The organism is Rhizobacter koreensis, from assembly GCF_013366375.1.
In the GTDB taxonomy this organism is placed as follows: domain Bacteria; phylum Pseudomonadota; class Gammaproteobacteria; order Burkholderiales; family Burkholderiaceae_C; genus Schlegelella_A; species Schlegelella_A koreensis.
Window position 1 is genome coordinate 1 of the sequence record NZ_JABWMJ010000006.1, and the last position, 23,477, is coordinate 23,477.

A 23,477-nucleotide genomic window follows, 5' to 3' on the forward strand; every position below is an offset into this window, starting at 1 on the left:
ATCGTGGACGGCTGGGATACGATGAACTCATTCACTCGCGTGCTTCCGTGATCGTCCACGATCGCGCTGAAACAGCGTCTGCGATCACGTCGAAACGGACGTCCACGATCGCTGAAATGCGCACGCGCCCTATGCGGCACCCGTCGCGACGGCGGGCAGAATCACAGACCGCCTCCGACGGCAACGGCGAGCAGGAGCGCTGCTGAGGCGATGACAGGGGCGAGAAGGACTGTCCGCTTGGCTGGGCCGAACTGCCGCCAGGCCGCTCCGACGGAGAGGAATAGCGCTAGCCAAGCCGGTGCGCCGACAAGACCACCGATCGATGCGCCCTCAAGCAGTTCGTCGCGCATCGGGTTCAACGGTTCCGTCAACCAGCGCACGACGAAGTAAGCCAGCGTGCCGCAGGCCAGGGAGCTCCAGGCGAAGCTGACCCAGCGCAAATAGCTCAGCGCAAGCCACCGTGGATCTCGCAGATCACGCCGGCTGCGCTCCGGACCCACTTGAGGACCTTCGGAAAGCCGAGAACGAGTGGGCGCGGCTCGCGCAGGTTGTGCAGGAGCTGCAGGCTGGACATTCCTCATGGAATACTGGGTCGCTTGGGCAGACCCGCTGGTGCGTTGCCCATGACGTCGGAGCCGACCTGAACCCGGGCCGCGAGCAGCAAGCCGAATCCGTCCGGCGGCGCGCTACTTGGCCGGGCAGGGACTGGACCGAAGGAGAGCCACCAAGTCGTTGCCCTGACCTAAGGCGCTTGCCGACGGCGTTTGCAAGCGACGCACCTCCGTGGACGTGGGACCGGTAGAGCGAAGTTCTACAAGCGTCAGCGGCTGGCGAAACCAGGCGTACTTGCGCTCCGAATCGATGTACCACGTGAATCGTGGCTCGTTCATTCCGAGGTATGAGCTAGCGTGTTCGACACCCTTGTCGTACAAGCAACCCAACTGTGCCTCGACACGGAACACTGTGTTGGGCTGTCGCGAGCGCAACTCGTCGATCTGCGGGGCAGCGCAACCTACCAGCAGCAGCGCAAGGCTCGCGGACAATCCTTGAATCCCATTCATCCGTTGTCCCCCCAGCTTCGCCGGGTCTTGTTATCGGTCGGGAGGGTGATGCGATCCTGCATGCGCCTCAGCATACCTCGTCGATCGCGCCCTCTTGGGCGAGCACCCCGCGTGTGACAAATGTCACGGCAGCAAGGGCACACCCGTAGCTGAATTCAGCCCTCCCACAGCTTAGCGTGTACCCACAACTGTGGGGAGAACACCCGTGCTGTCGATCCTTAAGAACGCGCGCCTCTGCGCTGCCATGGCATTGCTTACCCTGGTATCGCTGCATGCAAGCGCGGGGGTAATTTACCGATGGACCGATATAGCACCAGACGCCAACGTGGGCAGGTCCACGGGTTTAATCGAGATTGATCCAGCCTACTGGAGTCCCGGGGCACATCTGACTGCGAGCAGTACTCTAAGCCGCGCCCCTGCCGGGGTTCAGCGGTTCTCTTTCCACGGCCCTGCTCTCCAGCTTACACCCGTTGTCACGTTCGATGCGCCGGCCATAGACCTTGTAGTACTCACCTGTGCAACGTCTTCTCCAGGGCTCTGTGGACCCACACAGACGGTATACGTGGAGGGGAGTTTTCAATTCGACCTAACGCTTGGCAGCTTCCTGACGGGCTTCATCTCTGCCTACGACTTCGACTCTAATGTTGCCATGGCCAGCACCGGGCCTTTGTGGACCATTTCAGCTTACAGCACCGACGCCCCAAACGACTGTTACTACCATCTTTGCGCAGGCGGAACAGGAATCTGGACGCTTGACTTGAGTACGGTTCCTGGACTCCCAGAACCTTCCACGCCGCCTCTGCTGATTGCCGCCTCCATCGGACTTATCGCGTTCGGGCGTCGTCGGGCGAGGGATGCCGACAATAAATTGAGAGCGCGAAGGGGCAGCGTTGAGTAAGCAATTGAAAGTGACGACGGCCCTCGTCCTGCTAATGCTCGCCGGCCTCGGGCGGCTTGGACGGCTTGGTGAGAGAAGTCGCTTTCGCCAAGCCGGGACCACGAAGCGGTCCGCGCGGGAACCTGACGCAAGGCGCTCCGCGCGAGGGTCAGGGCAATTCCCCGGCCCGACGTAAGAGCGCGCGGCTCCGGCCTGCCCATTTACGCGCAAGGTGCTCACCGAACCTCAAGATGCTCACCTAGACAGGGCGAGCATCTTTGGTCGAACGTGAGCATCTTGGCCCTCGGATTGGTCAGGAAGCCCGCGCGGCGATCGAACCGATGCGCTCTAAAAGCTGCTCTGGGGCCTCGCAGCGGAAACGATGCAGGTGCTTCGGTGTCGGATCGGTAAGGAAGTTCGGGAAGCGCGCCGCAAGGTCGGCCGAGGACGCCAGGAAGAAGTCCCTCGGGCGGTAGGCCTCCTCCATCCTGACGACTAGGCCGAAGTCGATGTCACGCCTCACCCTGCGCATCTGGAGCTGCCACGTCTGACCGTGCTCGCCGAGAGCTGGCCACAAGAGCAGTACACCCATGGTGAAGGACGGGAAAAGAACCGCGTGCAACTTCCCGTCGTAGGAAACCACGTGGCCCGCTTCACTAAGCCGGTCGGCAAGCGCTCTCCCGAGTTGGCGCGCGTTGGCGATCCGTGCTGCGGCCTGCGCTGAGAGTGCGCGGCTCAGTTGCACTGGGTCGCCTCCGGCGAGCTTGATGCACTCTTCCCAGGGGCCGAGCCGCTTGCGCAGCGTCTGCCTGCTGGCAAGACCAAGAACGCGGAGATCCCTGCTTGCGAGCGTCGATCCCTCTTGCAGCCGTGTCCGCAGCTTGCCGAGCATCTGTTCGTTGCTCTGCTTCTTGCTCAGCTCGAACTCCGCTCGTCGCTGGATCTGCCGCCAGCTCTCGTCGTCGATCAGCCGCGGAACCCCGCCGTCCTGCCGTGTCGCCTCGAAGTCAGCGACCCGGCCTCGGTGCGTGCCCCGGCCCCAGACGAAGTTGCCGACGAGCGCCTCATTCCGGAGCAGGGTAGCGAGACTTCTTCCGCTCAGCGCGCGCCCGCGGTGGTCGCGCCAACCCTCGACCGTGCCAAGCCTGGCGATGTCCGCGAAGGTGAGGCCCTGGCGCGTGTACAGGTCGCAGATTCGCTTGACCAGCTCGACCTCGGCGGGTTCCGCCAGCACCCACTCGATGCGATCGGTCGCGGCCAGCTTGCGTTGACGGTGGGCAAGCACCACGCGGTGCTGACCGTCAGCAGACACTGAGCAGCGTCGGTATCCCAGTGGGGGCAGCGCGCCCATCTGGTGACCCCGGGCAATAACCTGCGCCTGGCCAGCGCGAGCCTTCTTCGACAATTCGCGGCTGTACTCGGCAGCCATTGCGCGCTTCATGCTTTTGAGGAGCGCCGTAATCGGGTTCACCTCTGCGCCGAACATCTCGCCGACGTAGATCACCTCCGCGCCATGCAGGCGGCAGTGATACTCGTAGTACGCGGCAGCATCCGTGTCCTGAAAGCGACCCCACCGGCTCACGTCGTAGACAAGCACCGCGCCGAATCGCTTGTCCTCCACGACGTCCTTCAGCAGTTTCAGGAGCCCTGGGCGGTTCTTGATGTGGACGCCGCTCCGGCCTTCATCTTCATAGGTGGCGACGATCTTGATGCCCCGCGCCTCGGCGTAGGCGGCGATCGCCTCGCGCTGGGTCACAGGAGAGAGGTCTTGCTTGTCGGTCGACATCCTGATGTACTGAGCGGCGGCGGTGGGCGATGCGTTCATGCGGCCTCCGTGGGCGAGGACGCGACTAGGCGCCGACGCAGTGCCAGGGTCAACATGCTGTCTCGGCATCATGGTGGGTGGCGTCGCCTGCCCGGCGAGCACGCTGCCGTGGCCGGCCGCAAGCGGTGAGGCAACCTGCTGGGCTGCCCAACGTCCATCTGATAGATGCCCGTAGCACAATACGCTTGATCAAGGAACGATTTTCATCACGCGTTGAAGCCATGCCGTGTAGTCCGGGCCAGCATCGGCTGTCTTGATCCACCTGTCGTAGGCCGCCAGTATCTGAGGGCCGCGCTGAATCCACGGTCGGAGAACTGTTTCTGCCCATGCCGTGTAAGTCTCAACCTCGCCGTTCTTGAGAATACCGATGTTGGTATGCACAGATCGCAGCAGGTTGAGCTGCAGTATCAAGAGAATCACTTTTCCGCGAGCCTCCTCATTTCCGGCGAACCCTAGGGCTATTTGGTACGGTGTATCAACCTTGTACTTCAAGAAGGACTCGTTGATCTGATTCGCTGTGGACTGAAGTTCAGAAAAGACCTTCTGACGTGCGTTGTCTCGGTGGAGACGCAGCACGTTAAGCAAGCTAACAACACTGATGACTAGGGCCAATGCGGCAAAGACGGTGCTATAGACCTGCGGGTTCAAGTACCAGGCGGCTGGGTCGGCTTGCGTCATCTGATCTCCTATCCACGTTGCTGTCATGGCTCTGCCACGCCGGCGGCGGTACTGGGCCGCGGCGACGGCTGCGCACCGCCACGGCCGGTAGCGGTCGGAAGATGGTGGCACTCCAGCGGTACTCCGTCTATCGGCGGAGACTGGTACCCAACCGGCCTCATGCGGTCCAAGGTTGCTTGAAGGAGTGTGGAGGCGATCCCCGCTCAACGGCAGTCAAGACTGGATGCCTAGCTCCCGCCGAGCAACTATGCGCGCCGCCTTGCCGCCGCACGCGAGCACCGCAACGCTTGCATATCATGCGCGGCATCCCCTTCGGAGACCCTCTATGCGCTGGATCTTGGCTTTAGCCTGCTGCCTGCTGCCATGTCACTCGTACGCCGGCTCGATCTACCTCTGCCGGGCATACAGCGGCGGCACCTTCTGGTCCAAAGCCTTCTGCGGCCAACACAACGCACTGGTCGAGCGAATCGTCAGCGTGCCTGATTCCTTGCCCTGGGAGCAGCAGGTCCAACTTGCTGAGCAAGACGCCGCCCAGCGTGCCAGGGCCACGCGAGATGGCTCTACGACGTACTCGGGGCAGACCAACGGGAGCGCTGCGGCTGCGTCCGCGAAGCAGGCTGAATGTGCCGCTCTGTCAGCGCAAGCGGCGAACTACGATTCCATGGCGCGCCAGGCTCAGACCGGCCAGCAGCAAGACTGGATCACACGAGAGAAGCGCAAGATTACTGACGCGCAGTATCGGCTTCGCTGTTGAGAGTCATGCCATGAGTGGTGCACGTTTGAGCCTGCCGCACGGCGGTTGCTCGGCATGGTTCGGGGCCGTGAAGTGGTCCAGTCTTTTCCTGACCATCGCTTTGACGGCTTGCGACGCCAGCACGGGTTCTGATGGTGCGGCCAGCGGGCACGCGTCACCCGACATCGTGGTGTCAATGGCGACCGAAGAGGACAACCAACGGTCTGAACTGAAAGTAGAAATTGAAGTCGCCAAGGCAGAGTTCGAGGAGAAGTCCGAAGAGCTAAGCGCGGCGGTGCAGGACCTTGATCACAATCGCTGGGCCGAGCAGATGACTGAGATCAGGCATCGCCTCCAAGAGGCCGATGACTCGTTAACCGCCCTTGAGGGGTTGAAGCCGGGTGATCCTGCAGTCATGGCAGCGCGCGACCACCTCGACACGATGGCCGGTCACATGGACCGACTGAAGATCGAGAACTGGCGGCACGTCGCGCCAGATCTGTCCGAAAGCTCATCGGAGTTTGAGGATGCCGCGGAAGCGGTTTCGGCGGAACCCGCCGAAGAATAGGCGGGGCTATATCCGTCGCCGAGCGGCCACGTGGATGCTGCTGCACCGTCCATCCGTGAAATGTTCACGTTGAGCGCGGGTAATCCACGCCTGCTTCATGCGGTGTTCCCGAACCTACTGAGCGGTCGCTATCACAGGACGTGCCATGCGCCACCTTTCCATCTGCCTTTGGCTATTCGCGGCAACCGGCGCCTACGCTCACGGGGGCGGCTTGGATAGCAACGGCTGTCACCATGATCGCAAGAACGGCGGCTATCACTGCCACCGGGCAGTGGTCGCGCCGACGCCGAGCGCCGCCCTGGGCGCGCGACCTAGTCGCCAATATGCGCTAGCTTCAGTACGGACGACGCCGGCCCCCGTCCTGTTGTCGCCGACGTGTCATGTTGGGCCTCGTGGCGGGACCTACACGATCACCGCGAGCGGCCGCAAGAACTACAGCGGCTGCTGACCTACGAGGACGACCAATGGCCACATCTAAGAAGTCAGCAGGCGAGAAAACCTCTTCAGCCGTAGCCAAGAAGGCTAGTTCACATCTTCGAAGCGGCGCGACCAACGCTGCCAGCAAGAAGGTGGCGGGTTCCGCCCTCTCGCAGGTCAAGCCCGGCAAGGAGACCAGCAAGCCGGTGGCCAAGACGGCCTCCAAGAAGCTGGCCAGCAGCACGACTGGAGCGAAGGGGCGGAGCATTGCCGCATCGGTGCTCACCCAAGCGGCCGACGCCCCTCGGAAGTCAGCCAAACGCGCCACAGCCAAGAAGAGCAGCTAGCCCGACCCGGGCTGCATCACTCGCGCACGGCGCCTCTGTGAGGTAGCCCGTTTGTTCCGCCGAGCCGCAATGCCGATGGGTTTTCCGTCGTGGCTGACAAATACGAAGTCATGCACAAGCCCACAATCGCAGCAGGCTATGCGGTACACCTGCTCGCTAGGGACCTCCCACCCGTCATCGTCAGCGCGTGGCCGATAGCGCATGGTGTTCCTGAGGCTTGCAAGCTCCGCCCACGTCATCTCCCGAGGATCGCGCAGGTCGCGCCGGCTCCGCTCCAGATCATTGAGCCTTCGCTGCAGCGTTCCCACTGCGTTCCTCCAGAGCCTTGACACGGCTCGCCAGCTCATCGGTCTCCAGCAGCTTCGCGAGCGCGCCAAGGCCTGTCAGTAGCTGAGCGGCCTGGCTGGGCGGAATCTCGCCCGAGCCCGCTGCAGCCATCACGGCGCGGCCCTGGTCGGTGAGGGAGCCCTCAGGGAGCGCGATCGGCGTCTCCTGCTCCGATGCCTTGATCGGCGGCAGCACGCGCTCCAGAAGCAGCCTAGCGGCCCCTACGTCGCCGGCCTTGGCCTGCTCGACAAGCTTGGCGACGATCCCCGGAATGTGCTCGGCGATGGACGCGCGCAGCTTCGCCACCTGGCCCGTACCCCGTGGGCGTCCGGCTGCATTCCCGCTCTGACCTGCTTGCCACGTCACTTGATGCTGCCTTGATTTAACAACACGTCCCTCGTCCGCTCCGGTGTGGCGACACCTCGATGATGTGCCCGTCCTTGTCCCGCAGTACTGCAGTAGCGGTATCCGTGATTTGCAGACGATCCTCCACGCCGACAAAAATCTGGTTGAGAAAGCGCAACATGTACTCCGTCGATGTGGATTCAGGCGCGAGACGCACAGTGACAATGCGTTCGTGTGCGGCGATTTTCTCTGCCCCTTTCTGTAGCCCGACAGGGGTGACGACAATGCCGCCAGTGGCACCGAGGTCGCGGATGCAGTAAGCGAGGTTGCCCAGCTTGCCCTGATCGACTTTCCTGTGCGGGTAGCGCTTGCACTCAACAACCACAAACGTTCCGTCTATGGTGTTAACGCCCTTCGCATCGATCTCCCAAGACGTGCCACTGGCGCCAGCAAGAATCTGCTTGCCCTGAACTTCTCCCAACCCAAAGTGTCCAGCGAACTGGGTCAGCAGGTGCGCCGCAACCTCTTCGTATGAGCGCCATTCTGTTGAGTCCATGACTTGCTCCGGCGTGCCGCACTACCCGCTGGGTTCCAGCTGTGGGTGGTCAGTCTGACGAGGCGGCTTGTATCTGATGACGCGACGGTCGGCGCCGTTGGCTAGAGGGAGAGCTCTAACGCAGTCACCAAAATGACCGTCAGCCCGGCTGCTTCCGCCTCCTTGATCCGGGCGTCCTGCTCCGGCGTTTGCGGGTCGTCGATCGCCAAAAGGACAGGCCCCGTTTGCACGAACGGTGCTTCAAGCAGGACGAGGCGGGCGTCTAGATTCTTCATGGCGGCTGCTCTAGGATGAGCGATGGAGTTCACTGACTACCTGTGGTGGAAGGCCGGTGCGTTACTCGTGCTGGCGGCGATCTACGGCTTCTGGAACGGCTTTCGGGAGGGTTTCAGTTCCGCGAGCCGGCCACGGGAAGGGTCCGATACAGCCCCGGCCCAACCAGACGGTTCAGCTCCTCAATCCCGTTTGTCTGGCCCGGAGCCCTGAACAGCGCGTTCCGCAGCAGTTGACTGTCGAGCAGGGCGTTCGTTCCTCGTCCGACAGCGGCGGTTCCCCCGAGGGCGGCTACGGCACCTAGCGGGCCTCCACCGAAGCCACCGAGCATCGTTGCTAGGCCGCCAGCACTGACGCGCTGCATGGCCCCATGGTTGCTCTCCCGAGGCTTCAGGAACTGGGCCGCGATGTCCGCGAGTTCCTGCATATCGGCGTTGCCGATGTTCTTCATGTTCGCCAGACGAGCAATCGAGATATCGCCTTCGGCTCCGTTGCCGGCGAGCTTCTGCAGGTCGAGCATGTTCCCGTACTGCTGACGAACAGTCTTGAACTTGGCAGCCTCCTGCGGCCCGAGGCTGCGGTCCAAAGCACCCATCAGGGATCGCTTCAGCTCGGTTGCGTAGTGGGCTTCCGGGCTGTTCCGCGCGCCGATGCGATCAAGTGCCTTCTTGATGTTGTACGCAGCCTGCCCGCTGATCTGGCCCGTGCCAGCCTTCGCGATGATGTCGTCCACCTGATTGCCGATGATGCGGGCGCCTTCTGTGCCGAGCTCACGGGATGCCTTGTTGGCTGCATCAGCCAGGTCACCTAGGAACTGCTGATCGACCTTGACCGTGTTGCCGCTTAGCGTCGCCTCGAACTTCTGCCCGAGGTCGGCCTCGGCCTTCCGAAGCGCCATCGTGACGTTGGGCGAGTTCTGGCCGAACGTTTTGGTGAGCGCCACGTTCAGCTGATCCTGCATCCGCGCCTCGACAGCCTGGCGCCCACTGAATGGGACGTAGCTCAGGCTGGCGGCAGCGGCATTCAGCGGCTTGCTGTTGGCGATCCGATCGGCGGGAATGTCGATGCCCCATTTGTCTTTGGCGACCTTCGCCAGATCCTTCACCTCCGTGGACACCGGGTTGCCCAGAACCTTCCCGGCGGTACGGCCTGCGGCGCCCGATACCGCTCCGACGGCGCGCAGACCCGCTGGCAGCGCCGCTCCAATAGCCGCTCCTGTACCGACGTTGCTGGGGTCGACCAGACCAGCGGCAACGCCACCCACAGCGCCCCCGGCTGCCATGCGGGTTCCCATGTCGCCGATGCGGGCGAGGGCGTTCGCGGGCACCGCGCCTGTGCGCATACCGGCCGAGGACAGCGCGTTGACAAAGGGTGCAGGAGCGCCGAGGACCTTCGCAGCGCCACCCAGAGCGCCTCCAACGCCGGCGGTTGCAGCGATGTCGCCAGCAAGCTGACCACCCTTGAATGCCATCGACTGAGGGTCGAAGTTCTCCTTGAAAAACTCGCCCGTTTGTGCGCGGCTGTCCGGCGTCACAAACAAGCCCTTTGCGGGCGTGATCGAGTGACGCAATAGGGTGTCCCCGACGTTGGCCGCGCTCGATACGAATCCGCCCAGGTTGTTCTTCAGTTCCGTCCCGATCGCTCGGGTCTGGTCTGCGATCCGCTGGCCCATCGACGGCTCTGCCGGCGCGGTAGTGCCCCTCCGTGCGTCCGCATAGGCAGCCGCCACCGTCTCGAACTCGGGCGTGCCTTTCTTGTCCTTGTTGGCGACGATCCAAGCGGCGTATTCGTCAGCGGTAGCCATCACTTGCCCCTAAGGATCGCTTCGGCCTCGGCGTGAATGTCACGCTTGCCGAGCCCCACCGACGCCGGCTGCGTCTGGAACTTGCCGAAGTCCATTGGCGGGTGACCGAACTCCGCGCGAAGCTGGTTGACCTGGTTCTTTCGCAGCTCGACCGCCCGCTCGTTCAGTGCTTGGATCTCGCGCAGCCGCTGCGCCACGAGCCTGGTGTCGTTCGGGTTCGCCAGGATCTCGTTCATGGCGCGCTTGGCGTCGCCCTCCGTCTGAACGCCCTTGTTCAGCAGCAGGACGCCGTTGCGGAGGTTTTCGAGCTTCGCCTTGAAGGATGCGAGGTTCCGGCTTTCCTCAGTGCTCATGCCGACGAGGTTTCGTGCCTCGTTCGCCAGATTGCTGACAGGCCCAAGCTTGAGCTTGCCGCTCTCGAGCTGCTGGCCCAGCGCAGCGAGGTCCGCGTTGAGCCCAGCGAACGTGCCGACCGCCTGTAGCTCCTCGTTCTGCTGCTTGGCAATCGCAGTGGGGAGTGGCTTAGCCGCGGTGCCTGCAGCCTTGACCTTGGCAGGATCGTAGTTGGGGAACCGCTGCTGGAGCTCGGCGAGCACCTGCGCCTTCGCGCCAGGCTTGAGCCCCGACAGTGCCGTCTCAGCAGGTACCTTGCCAGTGCCGATCGCCTCTACGATGCCGGCCAGCGGGCTTGCTCCGGTGAGTGCAGCCGATGGGCCAGGAGAGAGCCGGCTGATCTCGGCCTGGATCGCCTGTCGGGAGGCGGGGTCCTGCTCCTTGGCGAGTTCCTCTTGAAGGATGCGCAGGCGCTCGCTATCGCGGCCAGCTTGAACGCTTGGAGGCACGGAGCGGCCGCCGATAGGCAGCGCTGGGGCCGCGGGCGTGGCTACCGAGGCGGGAACCTGTCGAGGTGCGGCGGGGAGCCCGCGCGGCTGCGCCATCAGAGGCGAGGCAGGAATCATCGGCGCCGTGGTCGGATCGAGCGCGTTGATGCCGTACTCGACCTGAGCCCGCTGGTTGGCCCGCATGTTGGCGCCGGCAGCCATGGTGGCGGCAGCGCGCTCGCGGGAGGCGTTCGTGGCCGCGTTGTTCTCTCGCGAGGTCTGGTCCTTGATGAACGCGTCGAAGCCCATGGCGTTCTTCTGCAGGAACGTCTGGAAGGCGGCAGGCTCGGTCGGGATGTTCTCTAGCGAGCGGTCCAGCGGCCCCATCTGCTCGAACAGCGGCTTCGTGAGCGGGTCCGCGTAACCCGCCTGCATCCATTGGGCCATCTGCTGCGGGTTCTGCACCATGGTGAGCAGATCGCGCTTGCTCCCAAGCGCCAGCTTCGAGGCCTCCATCTGGTGCCTCTGCGCTTGGGTCTGCTTCTCCGCCAGCTCGGCCAGCTTCTCCCGAACCGTCATGGCTTGCTTGCCCAAGCCCGCCTTGTTCAGCCCGCTGATGAGCGACGCATCGTCGGTCGATTCGCTGTAGACCCTGCGTGCCGTCGCGTCATCCGTGAGGGCTTGGCGCTTGGTCTGCAGCTCCAGCGCGCCGGCCTCTGCTTGTTGTCGCGCGGCCTGCAGCTGCGCGATCTGGGCCAGCGCGTTCACCGGGCTGTCGAGCTTCATCGGTTGGAGCCCCAGCAGAATGCGTGCGTCCACCGTCATGGCTTCCTCCCGTACTTCTCCAGCCAGTCGTTCATCTGGTAGTTGTTGAACAGGCCAGAAAGCGCGTTCTGCCAGGTGTTGGCGGAGCCGACGTAGCCTGAGGCTGCGGCGTTGCCCGCACCGATCATGTTCTGGCTGGCGTTGTTGGCGTAGTTCTGGCCGGCCTGCGAGGTGTTGTTTAGCCCCACCTGCCCGAGCCCCGCCATGGAAAGCAGCCGGTTGTAGCTTTGGTCCAGCTTCGTCGTGGCGTAGTCGGTGTTGAAGCGGCTGGCGTCCTTCAGTGCCGCGCCCGAGTACAGGCCGCCATGAGCCGCTGCACGCCTGTCCAGGGCTTGCTGTCCCTGGTCCCGCTGCCACGCATACCCGGGATCGTTCACGATGCTGCCGGGGTTGCTCTGCAGCCCTTCGATTCTTGCGAGCGCGTTGGTACCTGCCGTCCTCCATGGCGCGTTGTCGGCGCGGATGGTGTCAAACATGTACTTCTGCAGCGCGTTGGCCTTGTCGATGCCCTCCAGCTGAGCATCGAGCCCCTTGTTAATGGCGTTCTGGCCGATGAGTCCGCCAGCGAGCTGCGTTCCAGCACTCAGGAGCGCGCCGTTGCTGACGCCTGGGATGAGCGAACTACCCGCACCAACTGCAGCCGACGTGCCCGCGAGCAGATTGCCACCGCCACCAGCAGCAGCGTTCGCGGCCTCAAGCTGCCCATAAGCCTGCTGCGCGGCCGTCAGTCCGGAGCCCGCCGCACCACCGAACGAGCCTGCCGCCCCACCGATGCCATTCGCGCCCATGTAGCCCGCATCAGCCGCGAGATCCATCCCCGACAGACCCGCCCCCAGCCCAGCGCTTCCAGCGCCTCCGAACGACGCCGCTGCGCCACCAATGCCGTTGGCGCCCATGAAGCCGGCATCCGCTGCCAGCTCCATACCGGAGAGCCCGCCCAGTTCGGCCGCGCCTAGACCCGCGCTCGTCGCCCCGGCCGTTCCACCCCCGGCTGCGCTGCCAGCGCCAGCAGCCGCGCCGGCACCGGCAGCACTCGCCGCCATGAAGGCCACACCACCAACAGCAGCGAGGATCGCCAAGCCGAACGCATCACCGCCGTCATCCTGCGACTTCGACTGCTCGATGCCGACCTTCTTGCCGTCCTTGTCGAAGGCTTGGAGCCGGTACTGACCGTGATCGGCCATCGTGGCGAAGCGAAGGCCGCTGTTGGCTTTGAAGTCCTTCCAGGCTTGCGATTCGCCTTGGGTGTAGCCGTTCTCTACATCACCACCCGTGGTTTCGTAGATCGGGCCACCCGCGTAGCCGATGCTCTTAAGCCACGCCTCGTCCTCGTAGTTCCACGGCACCCACTGCCGATTGGCGTAGGGCGTCCCGTCAGGGTCCATGCCCACGAGCGAATCGTTCAAGATCCACTCGCCTGGCCGCGAGGCTCCTGTTCCGATGGTGTACGTGTCAAACATGGCTGTCCTAGTGCAGGCGCCAGAGCCCGGCCCGGCTACCGAAGATCACGGCTGGCGGCGCTTCGTGATAACGCCCTGTGACGCGCTCGATCTCGGCAGCGATAGCCCGAGCGCTGTCGACGCGGCCGGCCTCATGTGCTGTGACGAGAGCCTCGGCAAGATCCTGGAGGCCAGGGATGAAGGTGGCCAGCTCTAGCTGCGGCTGCTCAGGATCGGCGTAGAGCGCCGCCAGCATGCCGGCCATGGTTGCGAAGTCCGCGGCCACGCGCTGGGCCTCACGCTCGCGGAGAACCTGCTGGCCGATCAGGTCGAACATGGCTTTGCTTCCCGCGAACGGCCTTCGAGGTACGCCGCAAGGTCGCTCGCCCGATATCGCACCAGCCGGCCAACCTTGATGAAGGGAATGGCCTGGCTGCCTCTGCTGCGCCAGGTCGTCACCGTCGCGGGTGAGACCCGCAGGCGCGCTGCCACGTCCTCGGACGTGAGGAGCGGTTCAACCTCGCCGGCTTGGTGCATGGTCTGCGTCTAGCTGCGTCAATGTTGCGCAGGCTAGAGCAAGCGATGCGTCAGAGACTAGCCGGTCTGGAACCGACCAGACGTTCCACCTCTAGAGGGGCACCCGTAGGTCCGGAACCAACACTCGCGTGTGCCCGTACTGTCAAAGACACCCGGGATAGCGAGACCGGCGCGACCACCAGCTCCGCAAGCTTGATGAGGACGGTTGAAATCGAACGCTCTAGAGTCTCGTCTCTACCAACGGAGTTTGCGCGATGGCTTCTTTCGATGCATTGAAGGCGGTGGTGATCGACGTCATTGACGACTTCACGAAGCATGACGTCGCACTCAACTACGATCCCAAAGGGTCGCGCTCGTACAACGCGAAGGTCAAGCTCGCCAAGCTGTACATCAACGAGCCGGTGCTGGCGGTGATGCCCATTCGTTTTAACAAAGCCATGCGAACATTGGTAGGCAGCAAATGGCGAGACGTCGGGTCGCTCGACCTTGTTGCGCTGGCGACTATCGGAGAGGTGATCGCGTTGGCGTGTGCACACAGCGGCATCGAGCTGCCAGCAGGAGAACCGAAATGACTCAGCGGAGCTTGTCCATGCTCGTTCTGCTGACATTCAGCGTGACTGCGGTCGCGCAGGTCGACTGGCGAAGTGTGGTAACTAGCTGCGAGAAAGAGCCAAGCGATGCCGCTATAGCTGCCTGCGTACGTGCAAACGCTGCAAAGCAACGGGAGGAGGAACGACGTGCGTCTGAGGCAAATCAGCCTAAAGCGCTTGGATTCCGCGTCTCGGTACGTGATACCTCGACTTCGGTGGCCGACTTCACCGGGGTAGAGCTTGGCGAAAAGGGCGCCAGCATTAGCGTACAGCGGGAGAAGGGTGAGGACGCGTCCATGGTTAAGGCGGCTGTTTTTGGCCGCTGGGGTGCTTACTTTGGAGGGCGCGTTCAGCCATTCATTGGGGCATCTTGGTTGCGCGACGGAACAGATGCGGGCAAGAGCGACATCCGGGATCTGACCGTCGGCAGCGTTGGTCCCCTGTGGGAGAGCTCCGGCCCAGGGCACGAGCTGTTTTCGCTGCTCAGCACACTCCAGCTGACACATCGCGAAGACCTTCACGGGAAAGGCGACGGCCACCTGCTGCGCACGCACTTCGATCTCGTTTGGGTTCCTCTCGCTAGCGGCTCACTGCTGGGGGGCTTCAGCGTAGTGCCCCACGTTGCAGCGCTGTGGCACAAGCGCACCGGTGGCGGAGCCGAAGATGGGAACTGGAGCAGCGGCTACGCTGGGGTGGCGGTGAGCAAGCCCTTTGGCATAGGCCAGCAACGTTTTAAGGCTTCGTTGCTGGCTCGCAAACTCTACGACATCGACGTGCCGGGAAAAAACACGAAGCGCCGAGACAAGTATGTGGACGTTTCACTTGACTACTACTTCTTCAACCCTGAAGACAAGGGTGCCGCCCTGCAGCCGTCGCTGTTTATCACTCGCGAGGTGGGGACCGACTTCCTTTCGGGAGTGGAAAAGACGAACAAGACAACTGCAGGTTTCCGGTTGAAGTTCAACTAACGCAGGCGCGGATGCTTGCTCAAGAGGGTGCGAGTTATCTGCGCCAGCGTCCACGGTTCGTGCCAAACAGCGGAGGCGGTCGGTCCTCTTCTTTCTTGGCGCACCACAAACCCCACAAAACTAACTTGTCGATCAGCGCCTGCTTGCTCAGCCCGTGCCCAGTGAGGCGGGCTGCCTCCTCCAGGGCGGCCAGTGCGGCAGGGCCGGGCGTGTAGTCAATTCGCTTGGCGTCCGGCTTACGCATCAGACTGCCCCTCGCGATGCGAAGCCCGGGCAGCGTTGGAGGATGCGAACAAGCGCGTTGGCCGGCTCCGGGTAGCCTGCCGCTCGCCAGTTCGAGCAGTTCCCCCTCTGCAGGTGCCGGCACTCGGCGCACGACCGACGATCGTCCTGCTCGCAATCGCGTTGGATCAGCCGCTCTGCAAGCTCCTCGGCTTGGTCCTCGCTCATCCCCAAGCCCCGGAGCCTGGCGTGCGTGGCACTGAAGGTCTGGATCTCGTCGGCTGACCAGGGCGTCGGTAGCGGCTGCTCTTGCCGCAGGAGCGCGAGCAACTCGTTCCGCTGTTCTCTGATCTCGCCGCGATGGTGCTCAGTGAGGTTCTTGGCCGGAGCAACGTTGAGGCGGCCGTCGAGAGCGACTGAGAGCCGGAACCCATCGCCACGGAGCGCCTGGAGAAGGTCGGAGGCTCCCATCAGAAGTCCTCCCCAGCCTCAAGATGCTCACCTTTTCCCAAGATGCTCACCCCATTTGCGTGAGCATCTTTGGCGCTTGGTGAGCACCTTGGGTCGGGCAGCGACCAAAACCAGCCGCCGCGACCACCGGGAACGCCGTCCTTGTACGGCTTGATTTCGAGTTCAAGCTGAGCCCTCCGCAGGGTCGCGGTCGAAACGCCGGCGTCCCTGGCCTCTGCTTGGACCTGCTTCGCTGCCACCGGCCCGGCCGCAAGCAGGTCACGAAGAAAGTCGCATGCCTCCTCTCGCTCATTCCGCTCGTGAGGCTCGTCTTCGGCTTCCGCCTCCGCAAGCAACTCCCGGGCTGACCCCTCAACCGAGCGCCCCCAGAGGACGCGAGACGCCTCAATGCCGGGCGACGCCTCGACCTGCTCTAGCGAGTACTCGAAGCCTCCCGAGTCGGGGCCAATGTTGCTCTTCGAGCGCCCGAATACGCGGCGATCCGTTCCTTCCTCCTCCGACTTTGCCTTCGCGGCGTACATAACTACCCGGGCGACAGCGCCGAAGGCCAGAGAGCCTGTGACGCGTTCGGTAGGCTCTCGACCAGCGCTCCCCTTGCTGAAATGCGAGATCCCGAGGAGAGCCGCGCCGACGTTCGCCGCCAGATCAACAAGCGGTTGGAGCCCGCGGCGGACCTCACCGTTCTTGTGCGTATCACCAGCGACCGCCGAAACGACGGGATCCACGATCACAAGCCGTACGTCCCCAATGGCCTTCGCCTGAGAGGTGAGCTGCACAAGGTCCCGGGCCGGGTCGAACGGCACTTCTTCGCCGGCGATCCTGGCGCCCCTGACGAAGTACACGCGGCTCCGATCAGCGCCGGCCGCCATCAGGCGCGGAAGCAGGGTGTCGGCCGGATCGTCCTCCCCGCTCCAGATCAGGACGTTTCCTTGCTCAGCGCGCGACCCATCAGGCCAGCGGCCTCCGCTGGTGACGGTCGCGACGAGAGCCATGGCGATGGTCGTCTTGCCTTGACCAGCGGCCCCGGCAAGGATGTGCACCTTGCCCCGGGCAAGCCAGTCGCGCCATAGCCAGGAGATGGGCTGAGGGCTAATGTCCGAGCCACGCACGAGGACGACGCCATCGTCTGTTAGCCGCGCGATCTTGTCGACGCCGCTCATTGGCACACCTCCGCCGCTCGCGTGGCCCAGGCGTCGCACCAGTCGGTGCCTGGCTCGTCTGGCGCCAGGACCTTGACGAAGATCCCCGACCCTATGGCACGCTGCTCCAACTCACGCGCGCCGGCCGCGCCAGCAGGGTCGTGATCAGCGAATACATACAGCTTGCGAACCGTAGACGGCCACACGTAGCTAGCCAACGCGCCGGCGCTGTATGCGGCGACCGTTGGTACGCCTGACCCGCACGCGGCCGCCAACGCGGTCTCGATGCCTTCGGCCGCCCCGATCGCGCCGTTCTTCGGCGCGTGGAGCGGGATCGACGCTCCCTTGAGCAGGCCCGCGGCCGGCGTTAGCTTTTTGACGGGCCCTGGAACGTCGGCCTTCCTGCCGTTGAGGTCGATATACGTGCGGTGCAGCGCCAACGTCCTGCCGTCGCGTCCCACTAGTGGCGCAACGAGCGCAGGCCAGGTGCCCACCGTCTCGCCATCGTGCACGTAAGGCATGGCAACGTGCAGGCGGAGGCACGTCGGAGCATCAAACGCTGACGCAGCCAGCCGAGCACATAGGTACCGATGTGCTGCATCGCCTTCGACGATGGGCCGGCTCTGGCGCCACAGGTACGCGATGCGGTCGGCGTTACGGCGCCACTGAGCTTGCTGCTCACGTTCGCGCGTTGCGCGGTCTGCGGGAATTCGGCGTTGCAGGGCGGCTCGCTCGGCGGGCGTCATCCGTTCGCGAGGTGTCGAAGTCCAGACCTCCGACACGCCAAGGCGAAAGCACCCGAAGACGCCTGCGCGTTCGTCCTCGAACAGCCGGCACCAGCCAGACTGATCGGAGCGCTTGCCGCTCGTGGCAAAGCGATGCAGACGGCCTGGCTCGATGTCATCGGGGGCAGCACCAAGCGCCGCGTGGATGGCGTTGCGGAAGTCATCCATGGGCGCCTCCCAGGGCACGCTGCAGCACGTGGCAGAACCCGCGCAGCATGTCGCCGCGCATGAAGCTCACGATCGTTTCCAGCTCGTCAGGCACGGCCTTGCCGGCTAGGAATCGCTCCAGCATCGCCTCGGCGTAGTACCGGCCTTCTTCCTCGAGGGTTGGCTTCAGGTCGAGGGCGCTCATACGGCACCGCCGATCTGCGGAAGGAAGGCCGCTGCCGCGGCCTCGTCTTCGAACTCGCGTGTGAGTCCCCAACGAGTCATCAGAAGCCTCCCCGATGCCAGGCGATGGAGTTGGTAGCCCGAGAGGGCGAAGCGCGCTTGCAGGGTTGCGAGTTCCTTCGCGGTACCTAGAATCGACGTTGCTTGCTTTTTTTCTTGAAGCCCGGCGCCGCTCGCAACGGCCCGGGTTTCGTCAACCAAGGGTTCAGACGACGACTGGCCCTCGCTGTGGTTGGAAGCCGCCGCGCTTGTGGGCTGCGAGCTTAGAACTAAGCGGCCCGTCATCGCCCCACTCCCAGAACGCTACGGATCTGCGAAACGGGCCAAGCAAGCCTGCCGTTAACGCGAATAGGTCTAACGGGGCCACTATCTCGGCAAGCCCATATGCGGAGCGTTTGGGCGCTACGGTTCAGGTGCCAAGCGGCGCACGGCGTGTCTACGGCTGCCCGCTTCTCATCGTCCAGCGACGGATACGGCGAGCGGTGCTCCTGTGCGCCGGCTTTGCTTTCGGGAATGCTGCGTTGCATCGATCAATCCTTACGCCGGTTCCGGCGTGTTTCGATGGACTGATCGTCAACTCGGGTGCTAGTGGGGTCGCAAGTCTCGGTACTCGGGCATCTTTCCCCTACTTCCGTCGGAGCGGTCGGCCCCTTGTGAAGTCTGCGTGGTTCTTGTGCTTCAGCCGACTGCCAGTGCCAGCGTCCTTCCACGCTTCATCAAACTGCGAGGGACTTCCGAACAGATCCTTGCGATTCGCCAGGCAAGCGTTGCGGACTGCCCCCTTGCTGGGCACAGCCATGGGATCTTGCCCGCTACTCACGATCTCGTCGAGGATGGCCCTGATTTGCCTCTCCCGTCTCGTGAGACCCTGCTCCTGTCCCACAGCCGTAGCATCTATCGAAACACTTGGGAGTACCGGCGCCGGTTCGTCCAGTAGCGCATCTCGGGAGCGCCAAGCGTCGTCACCGTCCACTTCGTCCAGCAGCGCTGGGAAGGAATACCCAGCTCCGTCTCGCTTGAGCCACGCGTTGATGTCGGAGACGCTCACCAAATCTAAGTATTCCCGAACAACATCCGTGTTCGCCTTCCTGATGCGGTCGTTGGGATCGCGAATCGCAAGCTCCCCTCTGTGGAAGGCGCGAAGCATCTGCTTCATGATCGTCGTGGGGTCGCTTCCCGAGCGGGCGTCTGCAAGAACCTGAGCGGCTTCCAGTATCGTAAAGAAGCCTTCAGCTTGGCGTTCCATGATGCTTTCAAGGTACGCGACATATTCGTCCGCCCGACCTGCGGCCGCACCGCTCCACCCGCTGAATTCCCACTCACACAAGATTTCTGTTTCGGGGCTCAGGGCCCGCAGCTGCTGCGGTATGTGCCGAGGCCGAGCCGAGCGATGGAAGGTAAAGCGCCCTCCGGCCTCGCGCTCGCCCGCCGCCGAGATCGACTGTTTCTCTAAGAGCACCGGAGAGCCTTTAGCTTTGTCGGCGCTCTTAGCGTCCACCCTTTGCCTCCAAGACGAACTCGATCGCCGTACGGTCGCTCTTCGAAAGGTTGCACGGAATGCAGGCCGCCACAAGGTTGCTGATCTCGTCGGCTCCTCCAAGCGCTCGCGGCAGCATGTGCTCGATGTGCCACGAGCCAGCAAGCTCAAGGGGTCGCGCGCAGTAGTGGCAGCAGCCAGCGCACTTCTGGAAGATTTCGCGGCGCCGCCGTGAAACCGGCTTAGCTCGCGGCGATGGCTGAATTGGCGCCACCAAGTCGGCAGGCCACAGCTCGAACTGGCCGGCCTCGCGCGCTGCGTCCGCTGACCGACAGGCCTCAACCCTGAGCAGGTTACGCGCGCCTCGCAGAGCCGCCGTCTTCTCGTCTGCGATGCTAAGCACGGCCCCGGCGGCTGGGTCTAGGACCATGAATCGGACGGCGTGCAGGCCATTCACCACGCATGGCCGAGAGGCGAGCACATAACGACCAGCTCCGAAGGGCCCGCCGATCAAAGGCCGAGATAGCAGGCTTATGTCCTCCACGCCTATGCCCCGTGCTGGCCTTTGGCGCTTGCAATGAGTGCTCGAGCCAATCTCTCTGCACCGAGCGTGTCGGCTTCCGGAACCTCCATCGGAACGGCCGGCGCGGCCTCGATCGGTAACACTTCCCCCGCACAGATGGTAAGGAATACGGTGTGGGCGAGATTGTGCAGCTGCCGCAAAAACTCTGGCGTGTACTTGAAGCGCCTGTCGCGCGGGAGCCCGTAGTTCTTGACGATCTCCGGATAGTCAAAGAGCCGGTCCGTAGGAACCTCCTTGGAATTCCAGCCTCTTGGTAGTGCCCAACCGGCGACAGCTCTCGACGCCGTGCGGGCGATCTCGGTCAGTGCTAGATGGCCACAGTTTCCTAGGTTGCCACTCCAGTGAATCTCAAGTTCAATGTTGCCGTCCTCGTCGGGAGAGATCCACGCGTCTGCTTGGGGCTGGTAGGCGCTTCCCCCGGGTGCTAGTCGGAGCTTCGTGCGCCTTCCCTTCGGAGTCGGCAAGCTCCGCTCCGGGAACCCGGCCGCCATGAACTGAGCGCGGGTGCCGCTGTAATACGTAGCGATGCCGTCGGGCATGCGGCACTGCTCAGTCATGAGCTTGCGCAGAGCCAGAGCCGCGCAGTCGATTTCGAGCGGCTGGTTAGCTGAGGCTCGATCAGGTGTCTTTTTGCTCATGGGCGCGCCTCCCTCAGGCCCGCTGGAGCCGTTCCACGGGGTAGCCGCGTAGCCGTTCGTAGCCGTCCTCGATAGAAGAGGCCGCGTCAGCGGCGTCCATCTGAATGCTGGTGAGACCGCGGATACGCACGAGCATGCCCCGGACAGCTAGCGCCTCGATGTCGTCACCAAGCTCGCGGAGAGCGGACTCGGCCAACCCGTCAATCTCCCACGTAGCGTGTAGCGCCAAATACGCGCGCTCCTGTACCTCGCGGTCGGAAACCTTGCGGTCGGACGTACCGGTGAGATACAAGCCACGCTCCGAGGCTCCGATAGACTTCGTTTCAGCCATGATGTGCGCGTCCTTTCAGGTTGCACGTTGTGGTTAGGGGGCGGTTGCTGTGTCACCAGCGTCCGTCCCCGACTTACCGCCTAGCGGGCGGTGGCGCTTTGGAAATCATTCCGGCTCCTTGGCCTTGTCGATGCGCTCCCTCACCCACGAAGCTCCGCCCAGGCGCCGGAGCTTTTCGCGCTGCGAAGCGGTCATCTTCAGGCTCACCCCTACAGTCGCATCGTCTGGATCAAGAGGCTTACGCCCCTGCCCTCGCCCGGAGCCTCCGCGTTGAGCGGGGTTCGTCTTCATCGATTGATATCGTAATCCTTAGGGTCGGGCCGTCAAGCTGTTTAGGTGCTACTTTTTGTGGCCCCTGCAACGATGCGAAGCGCCAGAGCTGAGGAGTCTTCCTCAGGGACATCAACCTTGGCCTTCTCCAGAATGAAGCGCTCGATCTGCAGCAGGAACGGCCTCAGCGCATCCGTGGAACGAGGCCTGTAGCCCTCGGCGACCGCACTCGGCTTGTGCCCCATGACTTGCGCGATCGCACCAGCCGGCGCTCCAGCGGCCTCCCCCAACAGCGAGAACGTACGCCGTAGGCCATGGATCGACACGTGAGGAATCCCGGCATCTGCGAGGACCTCCGCATGGGGACCGCGAGGCTCGGCAATATGCCGAGAATCGCTAACGTTGCTCGCGAAAACGAAGGGGTTTCGAAGCTCATCGGTTGACCGCTGGTCTTGGAGCCGTCTCAGCAGCGCAGCCACATATGGGGTGAGTGGGATCACCCTTGTCGCGTCTACCTTGTCGGCAATCGTCAGCTTCTTCCAGCGAAAATCCACGTTCGCCCACGCGAGGGAAGCCAGTTCCTCCCGGCGGGCGCCCGTGAGCACGAGCACCTGCAGGTACGCTGCCGCGACTCGGTTCCGGAGCTTCTCGGTGCCAGCAAACCACCCTTCAAGCTGATCCACCTCCAGCGCATCGCGTCGGCGGCTGACCCCCGGCAACACGTCGCCAAGGTCGCTGGCCCGCGCTGCGTTCCGATCCACAAGATCACGAAGGTCCTTCTTGGTCGAGCACCAGCCCAAGAAGCCGGAGAACATCGCTACAGCCCGAGCCGCCTGGATGGGGGCCGTGCGTGCCTCGGACCGATACCAATCTCGGATCACGTCCTGGTTGATCTCGGCTAGTCGCAGCGGCATCAGGGCAGCCAGATGCCCGGGCTTGGTCAGCCCCTTGCCTCGCTTCTTGGGTCGACCGCCAGGATCAGCTGCTTTGAGCAGATCAGCAACGTAGCGCGGCTTCCATGCCGCCTTTCGGCGCGGCTTGCCCTCGGCCATGTACCGCGGCCAAACCTCAGCGACCGTGAGCGCCCCAACCGTGTCACGCGAACGCTTGGCGGCATCCTCCGCGAGGCTCTCCGCCTTCACCTGCCGCGGGTCGCGCCCCGAGTCGATGAGGCGCTGAAGCTCGCGAGCCCTGGACTGGGCGTCCGATATCCGCCAGGCGTCCAGACGGCCGATAGTGATCCGAGGGCTCTGCCCGTTGAACGGCCGCTGGAAAACGAACGCCTTGACGCCAGCGGACGTGGCCCTGACAGCGAGGCCAGGCGTCTCGACATCCCACAAGAACGCCTGCGCCTTGTCCGCCGGGCACTCGAACGCCGCCAGCCGTCCTGCAGTGAACTTGACCTTGGCCACCAACACGCCCTGTAAGAGTTCGTGTAAGAGTTTCGGTGAAATCGCGTGGAATGGCAATCAACGATCCGGGATCAGACGAACGCCTCGCCCATAGGAGGGAGCGTGTCCACAACCGTCCCAAATCAACGCGGGAAAACTCGTATCAACCTCCGATCCCGCGCATTCGTAATGCGAAGGTCGGGAGTTCGACTCTTCTCACCGGCACCAGATCACACGCTCGACGCCCCGGTAGCGGGGTTGCGACATAGCCAGCGCCCGACGGCGCGATCGAGAAGAGCGCTTTCGAGGGGCTTTTTCTTTTTGGGGCCTCAGGTCGGCCGCCATGCCCCGGAGCGCCCGCAGCGACCGCGCCCTGGAAGCCTCCTCCATGCCTGCCACGCCGCTTGCGCGGCGCAAACGCCGAGGCGCGAGACGCGCGGCGACATGTGGCACTCTGACAAACCCCAATGAAGCACCACATCGGGGCGTTCTCACCCGGTTTCGGCACACGGCTTGCCGCTTCGCTGCAAGGCAACTGGCAGGAACCGACATGCCCTCCAACCCCAGCGATCATCCCGGCAAGACCAACAGCGCGGTGCAAGGCGAGGAAGCACCGCGCCAGCCGCACGAGCGCGACGAGTCGTCCGACAGCGGCACCAGCGAACCGCGCGACGTGATCCGGCAGGCCAAGACCGACCTCGACGAAGGCAGGCGCCAGACCGATCGCGGTGAGGCGACCGACGCCACGTACCAGAAGCAGAAGACGCCGCCCGCGGGCGCGTGAGCGTG

The 23,477-nt window shown here is 63.7% G+C and carries 29 protein-coding genes; 8 read left to right on the forward strand and 21 right to left on the reverse strand.

The window, feature by feature from the left end; genetic code table 11:
* Positions 1-206: hypothetical protein (locus tag HQN59_RS25795; protein ID WP_217704119.1), on the forward strand; the 206-nt coding region annotated here is incomplete at its 5' end.
* Positions 207-445: 239 nt separating this feature from the next.
* On the opposite strand, the gene HQN59_RS26530 is transcribed toward HQN59_RS25795, so the two are convergent.
* The 3 genes from HQN59_RS26530 to HQN59_RS13240 form a co-directional block, all read right to left on the reverse strand.
* On the reverse strand, positions 446-574 hold the full coding sequence (locus HQN59_RS26530; protein WP_259372728.1) for a hypothetical protein: 129 nt from the start codon (positions 572-574) through the stop codon (positions 446-448).
* Positions 575-2,251: 1,677 nt separating this feature from the next.
* Positions 2,252-3,763 carry a recombinase family protein gene (locus tag HQN59_RS13235; RefSeq protein WP_176069592.1) on the reverse strand — a complete coding sequence of 504 codons (1,512 nt, stop codon included), beginning with the start codon at positions 3,761-3,763 and terminating at the stop codon, positions 2,252-2,254.
* A gap of 189 nt (positions 3,764-3,952) precedes the next feature.
* Positions 3,953-4,441 carry a hypothetical protein gene (locus HQN59_RS13240; RefSeq protein WP_176069593.1) on the reverse strand — a complete coding sequence of 163 codons (489 nt, stop codon included), beginning with the start codon at positions 4,439-4,441 and terminating at the stop codon, positions 3,953-3,955.
* Between the two features lie 325 nt (positions 4,442-4,766).
* On the opposite strand from HQN59_RS13240, the gene HQN59_RS13245 reads away from it, so the two are divergent.
* The 4 genes from HQN59_RS13245 (at position 4,767) to HQN59_RS13260 (ending at position 6,506) form a co-directional block, all read left to right on the forward strand.
* Entirely contained in the window at positions 4,767-5,195 is a 429-nt protein-coding gene (locus HQN59_RS13245; protein ID WP_176069594.1) for a hypothetical protein, read from the forward strand.
* Positions 5,196-5,205: 10 nt separating this feature from the next.
* Positions 5,206-5,742 carry a hypothetical protein gene (locus tag HQN59_RS13250; RefSeq protein WP_176069595.1) on the forward strand — a complete coding sequence of 179 codons (537 nt, stop codon included), beginning with the start codon at positions 5,206-5,208 and terminating at the stop codon, positions 5,740-5,742.
* A gap of 145 nt (positions 5,743-5,887) precedes the next feature.
* The gene (locus HQN59_RS13255; RefSeq protein ID WP_176069596.1) at positions 5,888-6,190 is read left to right on the forward strand and encodes a YHYH domain-containing protein; all 303 of its coding nucleotides are present in this window, start codon (positions 5,888-5,890) and stop codon (positions 6,188-6,190) included.
* Between the two features lie 16 nt (positions 6,191-6,206).
* A complete protein-coding gene (locus HQN59_RS13260) occupies positions 6,207-6,506 on the forward strand; it encodes a hypothetical protein (RefSeq protein WP_176069597.1) in 300 nt (99 codons plus the stop codon).
* 279 nt (positions 6,507-6,785) lie between these two features.
* On the opposite strand, the gene HQN59_RS26120 is transcribed toward HQN59_RS13260, so the two are convergent.
* From HQN59_RS26120 to HQN59_RS13300, 8 genes are all read right to left on the reverse strand, one after another.
* A complete protein-coding gene (locus tag HQN59_RS26120) occupies positions 6,786-7,199 on the reverse strand; it encodes a DUF5681 domain-containing protein (protein WP_176069598.1) in 414 nt (137 codons plus the stop codon).
* A gap of 16 nt (positions 7,200-7,215) precedes the next feature.
* A complete protein-coding gene (locus HQN59_RS13270; protein WP_176069599.1) occupies positions 7,216-7,734 on the reverse strand; it encodes a restriction endonuclease in 519 nt (172 codons plus the stop codon).
* 101 nt (positions 7,735-7,835) lie between these two features.
* On the reverse strand, positions 7,836-8,009 hold the full coding sequence (locus HQN59_RS13275) for a hypothetical protein (RefSeq protein WP_176069600.1): 174 nt from the start codon (positions 8,007-8,009) through the stop codon (positions 7,836-7,838).
* Between the two features lie 113 nt (positions 8,010-8,122).
* A complete protein-coding gene (locus tag HQN59_RS13280; RefSeq protein ID WP_176069601.1) occupies positions 8,123-9,811 on the reverse strand; it encodes a hypothetical protein in 1,689 nt (562 codons plus the stop codon).
* Positions 9,811-11,457 carry a hypothetical protein gene (locus HQN59_RS13285; protein ID WP_176069602.1) on the reverse strand — a complete coding sequence of 549 codons (1,647 nt, stop codon included), beginning with the start codon at positions 11,455-11,457 and terminating at the stop codon, positions 9,811-9,813. Before HQN59_RS13285 ends, HQN59_RS13280 begins: the two co-directional genes overlap by 1 nt.
* Positions 11,454-12,863, reverse strand: coding sequence for a hypothetical protein (locus tag HQN59_RS13290; protein WP_176069603.1), 1,410 nt, complete (start codon positions 12,861-12,863; stop codon positions 11,454-11,456). Before HQN59_RS13290 ends, HQN59_RS13285 begins: the two co-directional genes overlap by 4 nt.
* 61 nt (positions 12,864-12,924) lie before the next feature.
* Entirely contained in the window at positions 12,925-13,233 is a 309-nt protein-coding gene (locus HQN59_RS13295) for a hypothetical protein (RefSeq protein WP_176069604.1), read from the reverse strand.
* On the reverse strand, positions 13,221-13,433 hold the full coding sequence (locus HQN59_RS13300) for a helix-turn-helix domain-containing protein (protein ID WP_176069605.1): 213 nt from the start codon (positions 13,431-13,433) through the stop codon (positions 13,221-13,223). Before HQN59_RS13300 ends, HQN59_RS13295 begins: the two co-directional genes overlap by 13 nt.
* A gap of 254 nt (positions 13,434-13,687) precedes the next feature.
* Between HQN59_RS13300 and HQN59_RS13305 the strand changes: the two genes are divergently transcribed.
* On the forward strand, positions 13,688-14,005 hold the full coding sequence (locus tag HQN59_RS13305; protein WP_176069606.1) for a hypothetical protein: 318 nt from the start codon (positions 13,688-13,690) through the stop codon (positions 14,003-14,005).
* Between the two features lie 17 nt (positions 14,006-14,022).
* Positions 14,023-14,991, forward strand: coding sequence for a hypothetical protein (locus HQN59_RS13310; RefSeq protein WP_176069607.1), 969 nt, complete (start codon positions 14,023-14,025; stop codon positions 14,989-14,991).
* Positions 14,992-15,234: 243 nt separating this feature from the next.
* On the opposite strand, the gene HQN59_RS13315 is transcribed toward HQN59_RS13310, so the two are convergent.
* From HQN59_RS13315 to HQN59_RS13360, 10 genes are all read right to left on the reverse strand, one after another.
* Entirely contained in the window at positions 15,235-15,684 is a 450-nt protein-coding gene (locus HQN59_RS13315) for a hypothetical protein (RefSeq protein ID WP_176069608.1), read from the reverse strand.
* On the reverse strand, positions 15,684-16,844 hold the full coding sequence (locus HQN59_RS13320; RefSeq protein ID WP_176069609.1) for an AAA family ATPase: 1,161 nt from the start codon (positions 16,842-16,844) through the stop codon (positions 15,684-15,686). Before HQN59_RS13320 ends, HQN59_RS13315 begins: the two co-directional genes overlap by 1 nt.
* Positions 16,841-17,776 (reverse strand): DUF7146 domain-containing protein, encoded by a 936-nt coding sequence (locus HQN59_RS13325; protein ID WP_176069610.1) that lies wholly within the window; start codon positions 17,774-17,776, stop codon positions 16,841-16,843. Before HQN59_RS13325 ends, HQN59_RS13320 begins: the two co-directional genes overlap by 4 nt.
* Positions 17,769-17,960: a hypothetical protein gene (locus tag HQN59_RS13330; RefSeq protein ID WP_176069611.1), complete on the reverse strand. Its 192-nt coding sequence runs from the start codon at positions 17,958-17,960 to the stop codon at positions 17,769-17,771. Before HQN59_RS13330 ends, HQN59_RS13325 begins: the two co-directional genes overlap by 8 nt.
* On the reverse strand, positions 17,957-18,199 hold the full coding sequence (locus HQN59_RS13335) for a hypothetical protein (protein ID WP_176069612.1): 243 nt from the start codon (positions 18,197-18,199) through the stop codon (positions 17,957-17,959). The genes HQN59_RS13330 and HQN59_RS13335 overlap by 4 nt, the downstream gene beginning before the upstream one ends.
* A gap of 424 nt (positions 18,200-18,623) precedes the next feature.
* On the reverse strand, positions 18,624-19,496 hold the full coding sequence (locus HQN59_RS13340) for a hypothetical protein (RefSeq protein ID WP_176069613.1): 873 nt from the start codon (positions 19,494-19,496) through the stop codon (positions 18,624-18,626).
* Positions 19,486-19,905: an HNH endonuclease gene (locus HQN59_RS27020; RefSeq protein WP_425342730.1), complete on the reverse strand. Its 420-nt coding sequence runs from the start codon at positions 19,903-19,905 to the stop codon at positions 19,486-19,488. Before HQN59_RS27020 ends, HQN59_RS13340 begins: the two co-directional genes overlap by 11 nt.
* 116 nt (positions 19,906-20,021) lie before the next feature.
* Positions 20,022-20,696, reverse strand: a complete 675-nt coding sequence (locus tag HQN59_RS13350) for a hypothetical protein (RefSeq protein WP_176069615.1) — start codon at positions 20,694-20,696, stop codon at positions 20,022-20,024.
* A 13-nt stretch (positions 20,697-20,709) separates the two neighbouring features.
* Positions 20,710-21,027: a hypothetical protein gene (locus tag HQN59_RS13355; protein WP_176069616.1), complete on the reverse strand. Its 318-nt coding sequence runs from the start codon at positions 21,025-21,027 to the stop codon at positions 20,710-20,712.
* 332 nt (positions 21,028-21,359) lie between these two features.
* On the reverse strand, positions 21,360-22,709 hold the full coding sequence (locus HQN59_RS13360) for a tyrosine-type recombinase/integrase (protein WP_176069617.1): 1,350 nt from the start codon (positions 22,707-22,709) through the stop codon (positions 21,360-21,362).
* A gap of 529 nt (positions 22,710-23,238) precedes the next feature.
* Here HQN59_RS13360 and HQN59_RS13365 point away from each other — a divergent pair.
* Positions 23,239-23,472: a hypothetical protein gene (locus HQN59_RS13365; RefSeq protein ID WP_176069618.1), complete on the forward strand. Its 234-nt coding sequence runs from the start codon at positions 23,239-23,241 to the stop codon at positions 23,470-23,472.
* Positions 23,473-23,477: the final 5 nt, after the last annotated feature.

Excerpts from the sequence above, each read along its gene's own strand:
- HQN59_RS13245 (WP_176069594.1), top strand. The coding sequence starts at position 4,767 with ATGCGCTGGATCTTGGCTTTAGCCTGCTGCCTGCTGCCATGTCACTCG.
- HQN59_RS13355 (WP_176069616.1), bottom strand. The coding sequence starts at position 21,027 with ATGGCTGAAACGAAGTCTATCGGAGCCTCGGAGCGTGGCTTGTATCTC.
- HQN59_RS26530 (WP_259372728.1), bottom strand. The coding sequence starts at position 574 with ATGTCCAGCCTGCAGCTCCTGCACAACCTGCGCGAGCCGCGCCCACTC.
- HQN59_RS13280 (WP_176069601.1), bottom strand. The coding sequence starts at position 9,811 with ATGGCTACCGCTGACGAATACGCCGCTTGGATCGTCGCCAACAAGGAC.
- HQN59_RS13320 (WP_176069609.1), bottom strand. The coding sequence starts at position 16,844 with ATGAGCGGCGTCGACAAGATCGCGCGGCTAACAGACGATGGCGTCGTC.
- HQN59_RS13300 (WP_176069605.1), bottom strand. The coding sequence starts at position 13,433 with ATGCACCAAGCCGGCGAGGTTGAACCGCTCCTCACGTCCGAGGACGTG.
- HQN59_RS13255 (WP_176069596.1), top strand. The coding sequence starts at position 5,888 with ATGCGCCACCTTTCCATCTGCCTTTGGCTATTCGCGGCAACCGGCGCC.
- HQN59_RS13270 (WP_176069599.1), bottom strand. The coding sequence starts at position 7,734 with ATGGACTCAACAGAATGGCGCTCATACGAAGAGGTTGCGGCGCACCTG.
- HQN59_RS13260 (WP_176069597.1), top strand. The coding sequence starts at position 6,207 with ATGGCCACATCTAAGAAGTCAGCAGGCGAGAAAACCTCTTCAGCCGTA.
- HQN59_RS13305 (WP_176069606.1), top strand. The coding sequence starts at position 13,688 with ATGGCTTCTTTCGATGCATTGAAGGCGGTGGTGATCGACGTCATTGAC.
- HQN59_RS13240 (WP_176069593.1), bottom strand. The coding sequence starts at position 4,441 with ATGACGCAAGCCGACCCAGCCGCCTGGTACTTGAACCCGCAGGTCTAT.
- HQN59_RS13365 (WP_176069618.1), top strand. The coding sequence starts at position 23,239 with ATGCCCTCCAACCCCAGCGATCATCCCGGCAAGACCAACAGCGCGGTG.
- HQN59_RS13350 (WP_176069615.1), bottom strand. The coding sequence starts at position 20,696 with ATGAGCAAAAAGACACCTGATCGAGCCTCAGCTAACCAGCCGCTCGAA.
- HQN59_RS13315 (WP_176069608.1), bottom strand. The coding sequence starts at position 15,684 with ATGGGAGCCTCCGACCTTCTCCAGGCGCTCCGTGGCGATGGGTTCCGG.
- HQN59_RS13325 (WP_176069610.1), bottom strand. The coding sequence starts at position 17,776 with ATGGATGACTTCCGCAACGCCATCCACGCGGCGCTTGGTGCTGCCCCC.
- HQN59_RS13235 (WP_176069592.1), bottom strand. The coding sequence starts at position 3,763 with ATGAACGCATCGCCCACCGCCGCCGCTCAGTACATCAGGATGTCGACC.
- HQN59_RS13310 (WP_176069607.1), top strand. The coding sequence starts at position 14,023 with ATGCTCGTTCTGCTGACATTCAGCGTGACTGCGGTCGCGCAGGTCGAC.
- HQN59_RS13285 (WP_176069602.1), bottom strand. The coding sequence starts at position 11,457 with ATGACGGTGGACGCACGCATTCTGCTGGGGCTCCAACCGATGAAGCTC.
- HQN59_RS13250 (WP_176069595.1), top strand. The coding sequence starts at position 5,206 with ATGAGTGGTGCACGTTTGAGCCTGCCGCACGGCGGTTGCTCGGCATGG.
- HQN59_RS13295 (WP_176069604.1), bottom strand. The coding sequence starts at position 13,233 with ATGTTCGACCTGATCGGCCAGCAGGTTCTCCGCGAGCGTGAGGCCCAG.
- HQN59_RS13330 (WP_176069611.1), bottom strand. The coding sequence starts at position 17,960 with ATGAGCGCCCTCGACCTGAAGCCAACCCTCGAGGAAGAAGGCCGGTAC.
- HQN59_RS27020 (WP_425342730.1), bottom strand. The coding sequence starts at position 19,905 with ATGGTCCTAGACCCAGCCGCCGGGGCCGTGCTTAGCATCGCAGACGAG.
- HQN59_RS13275 (WP_176069600.1), bottom strand. The coding sequence starts at position 8,009 with ATGAAGAATCTAGACGCCCGCCTCGTCCTGCTTGAAGCACCGTTCGTG.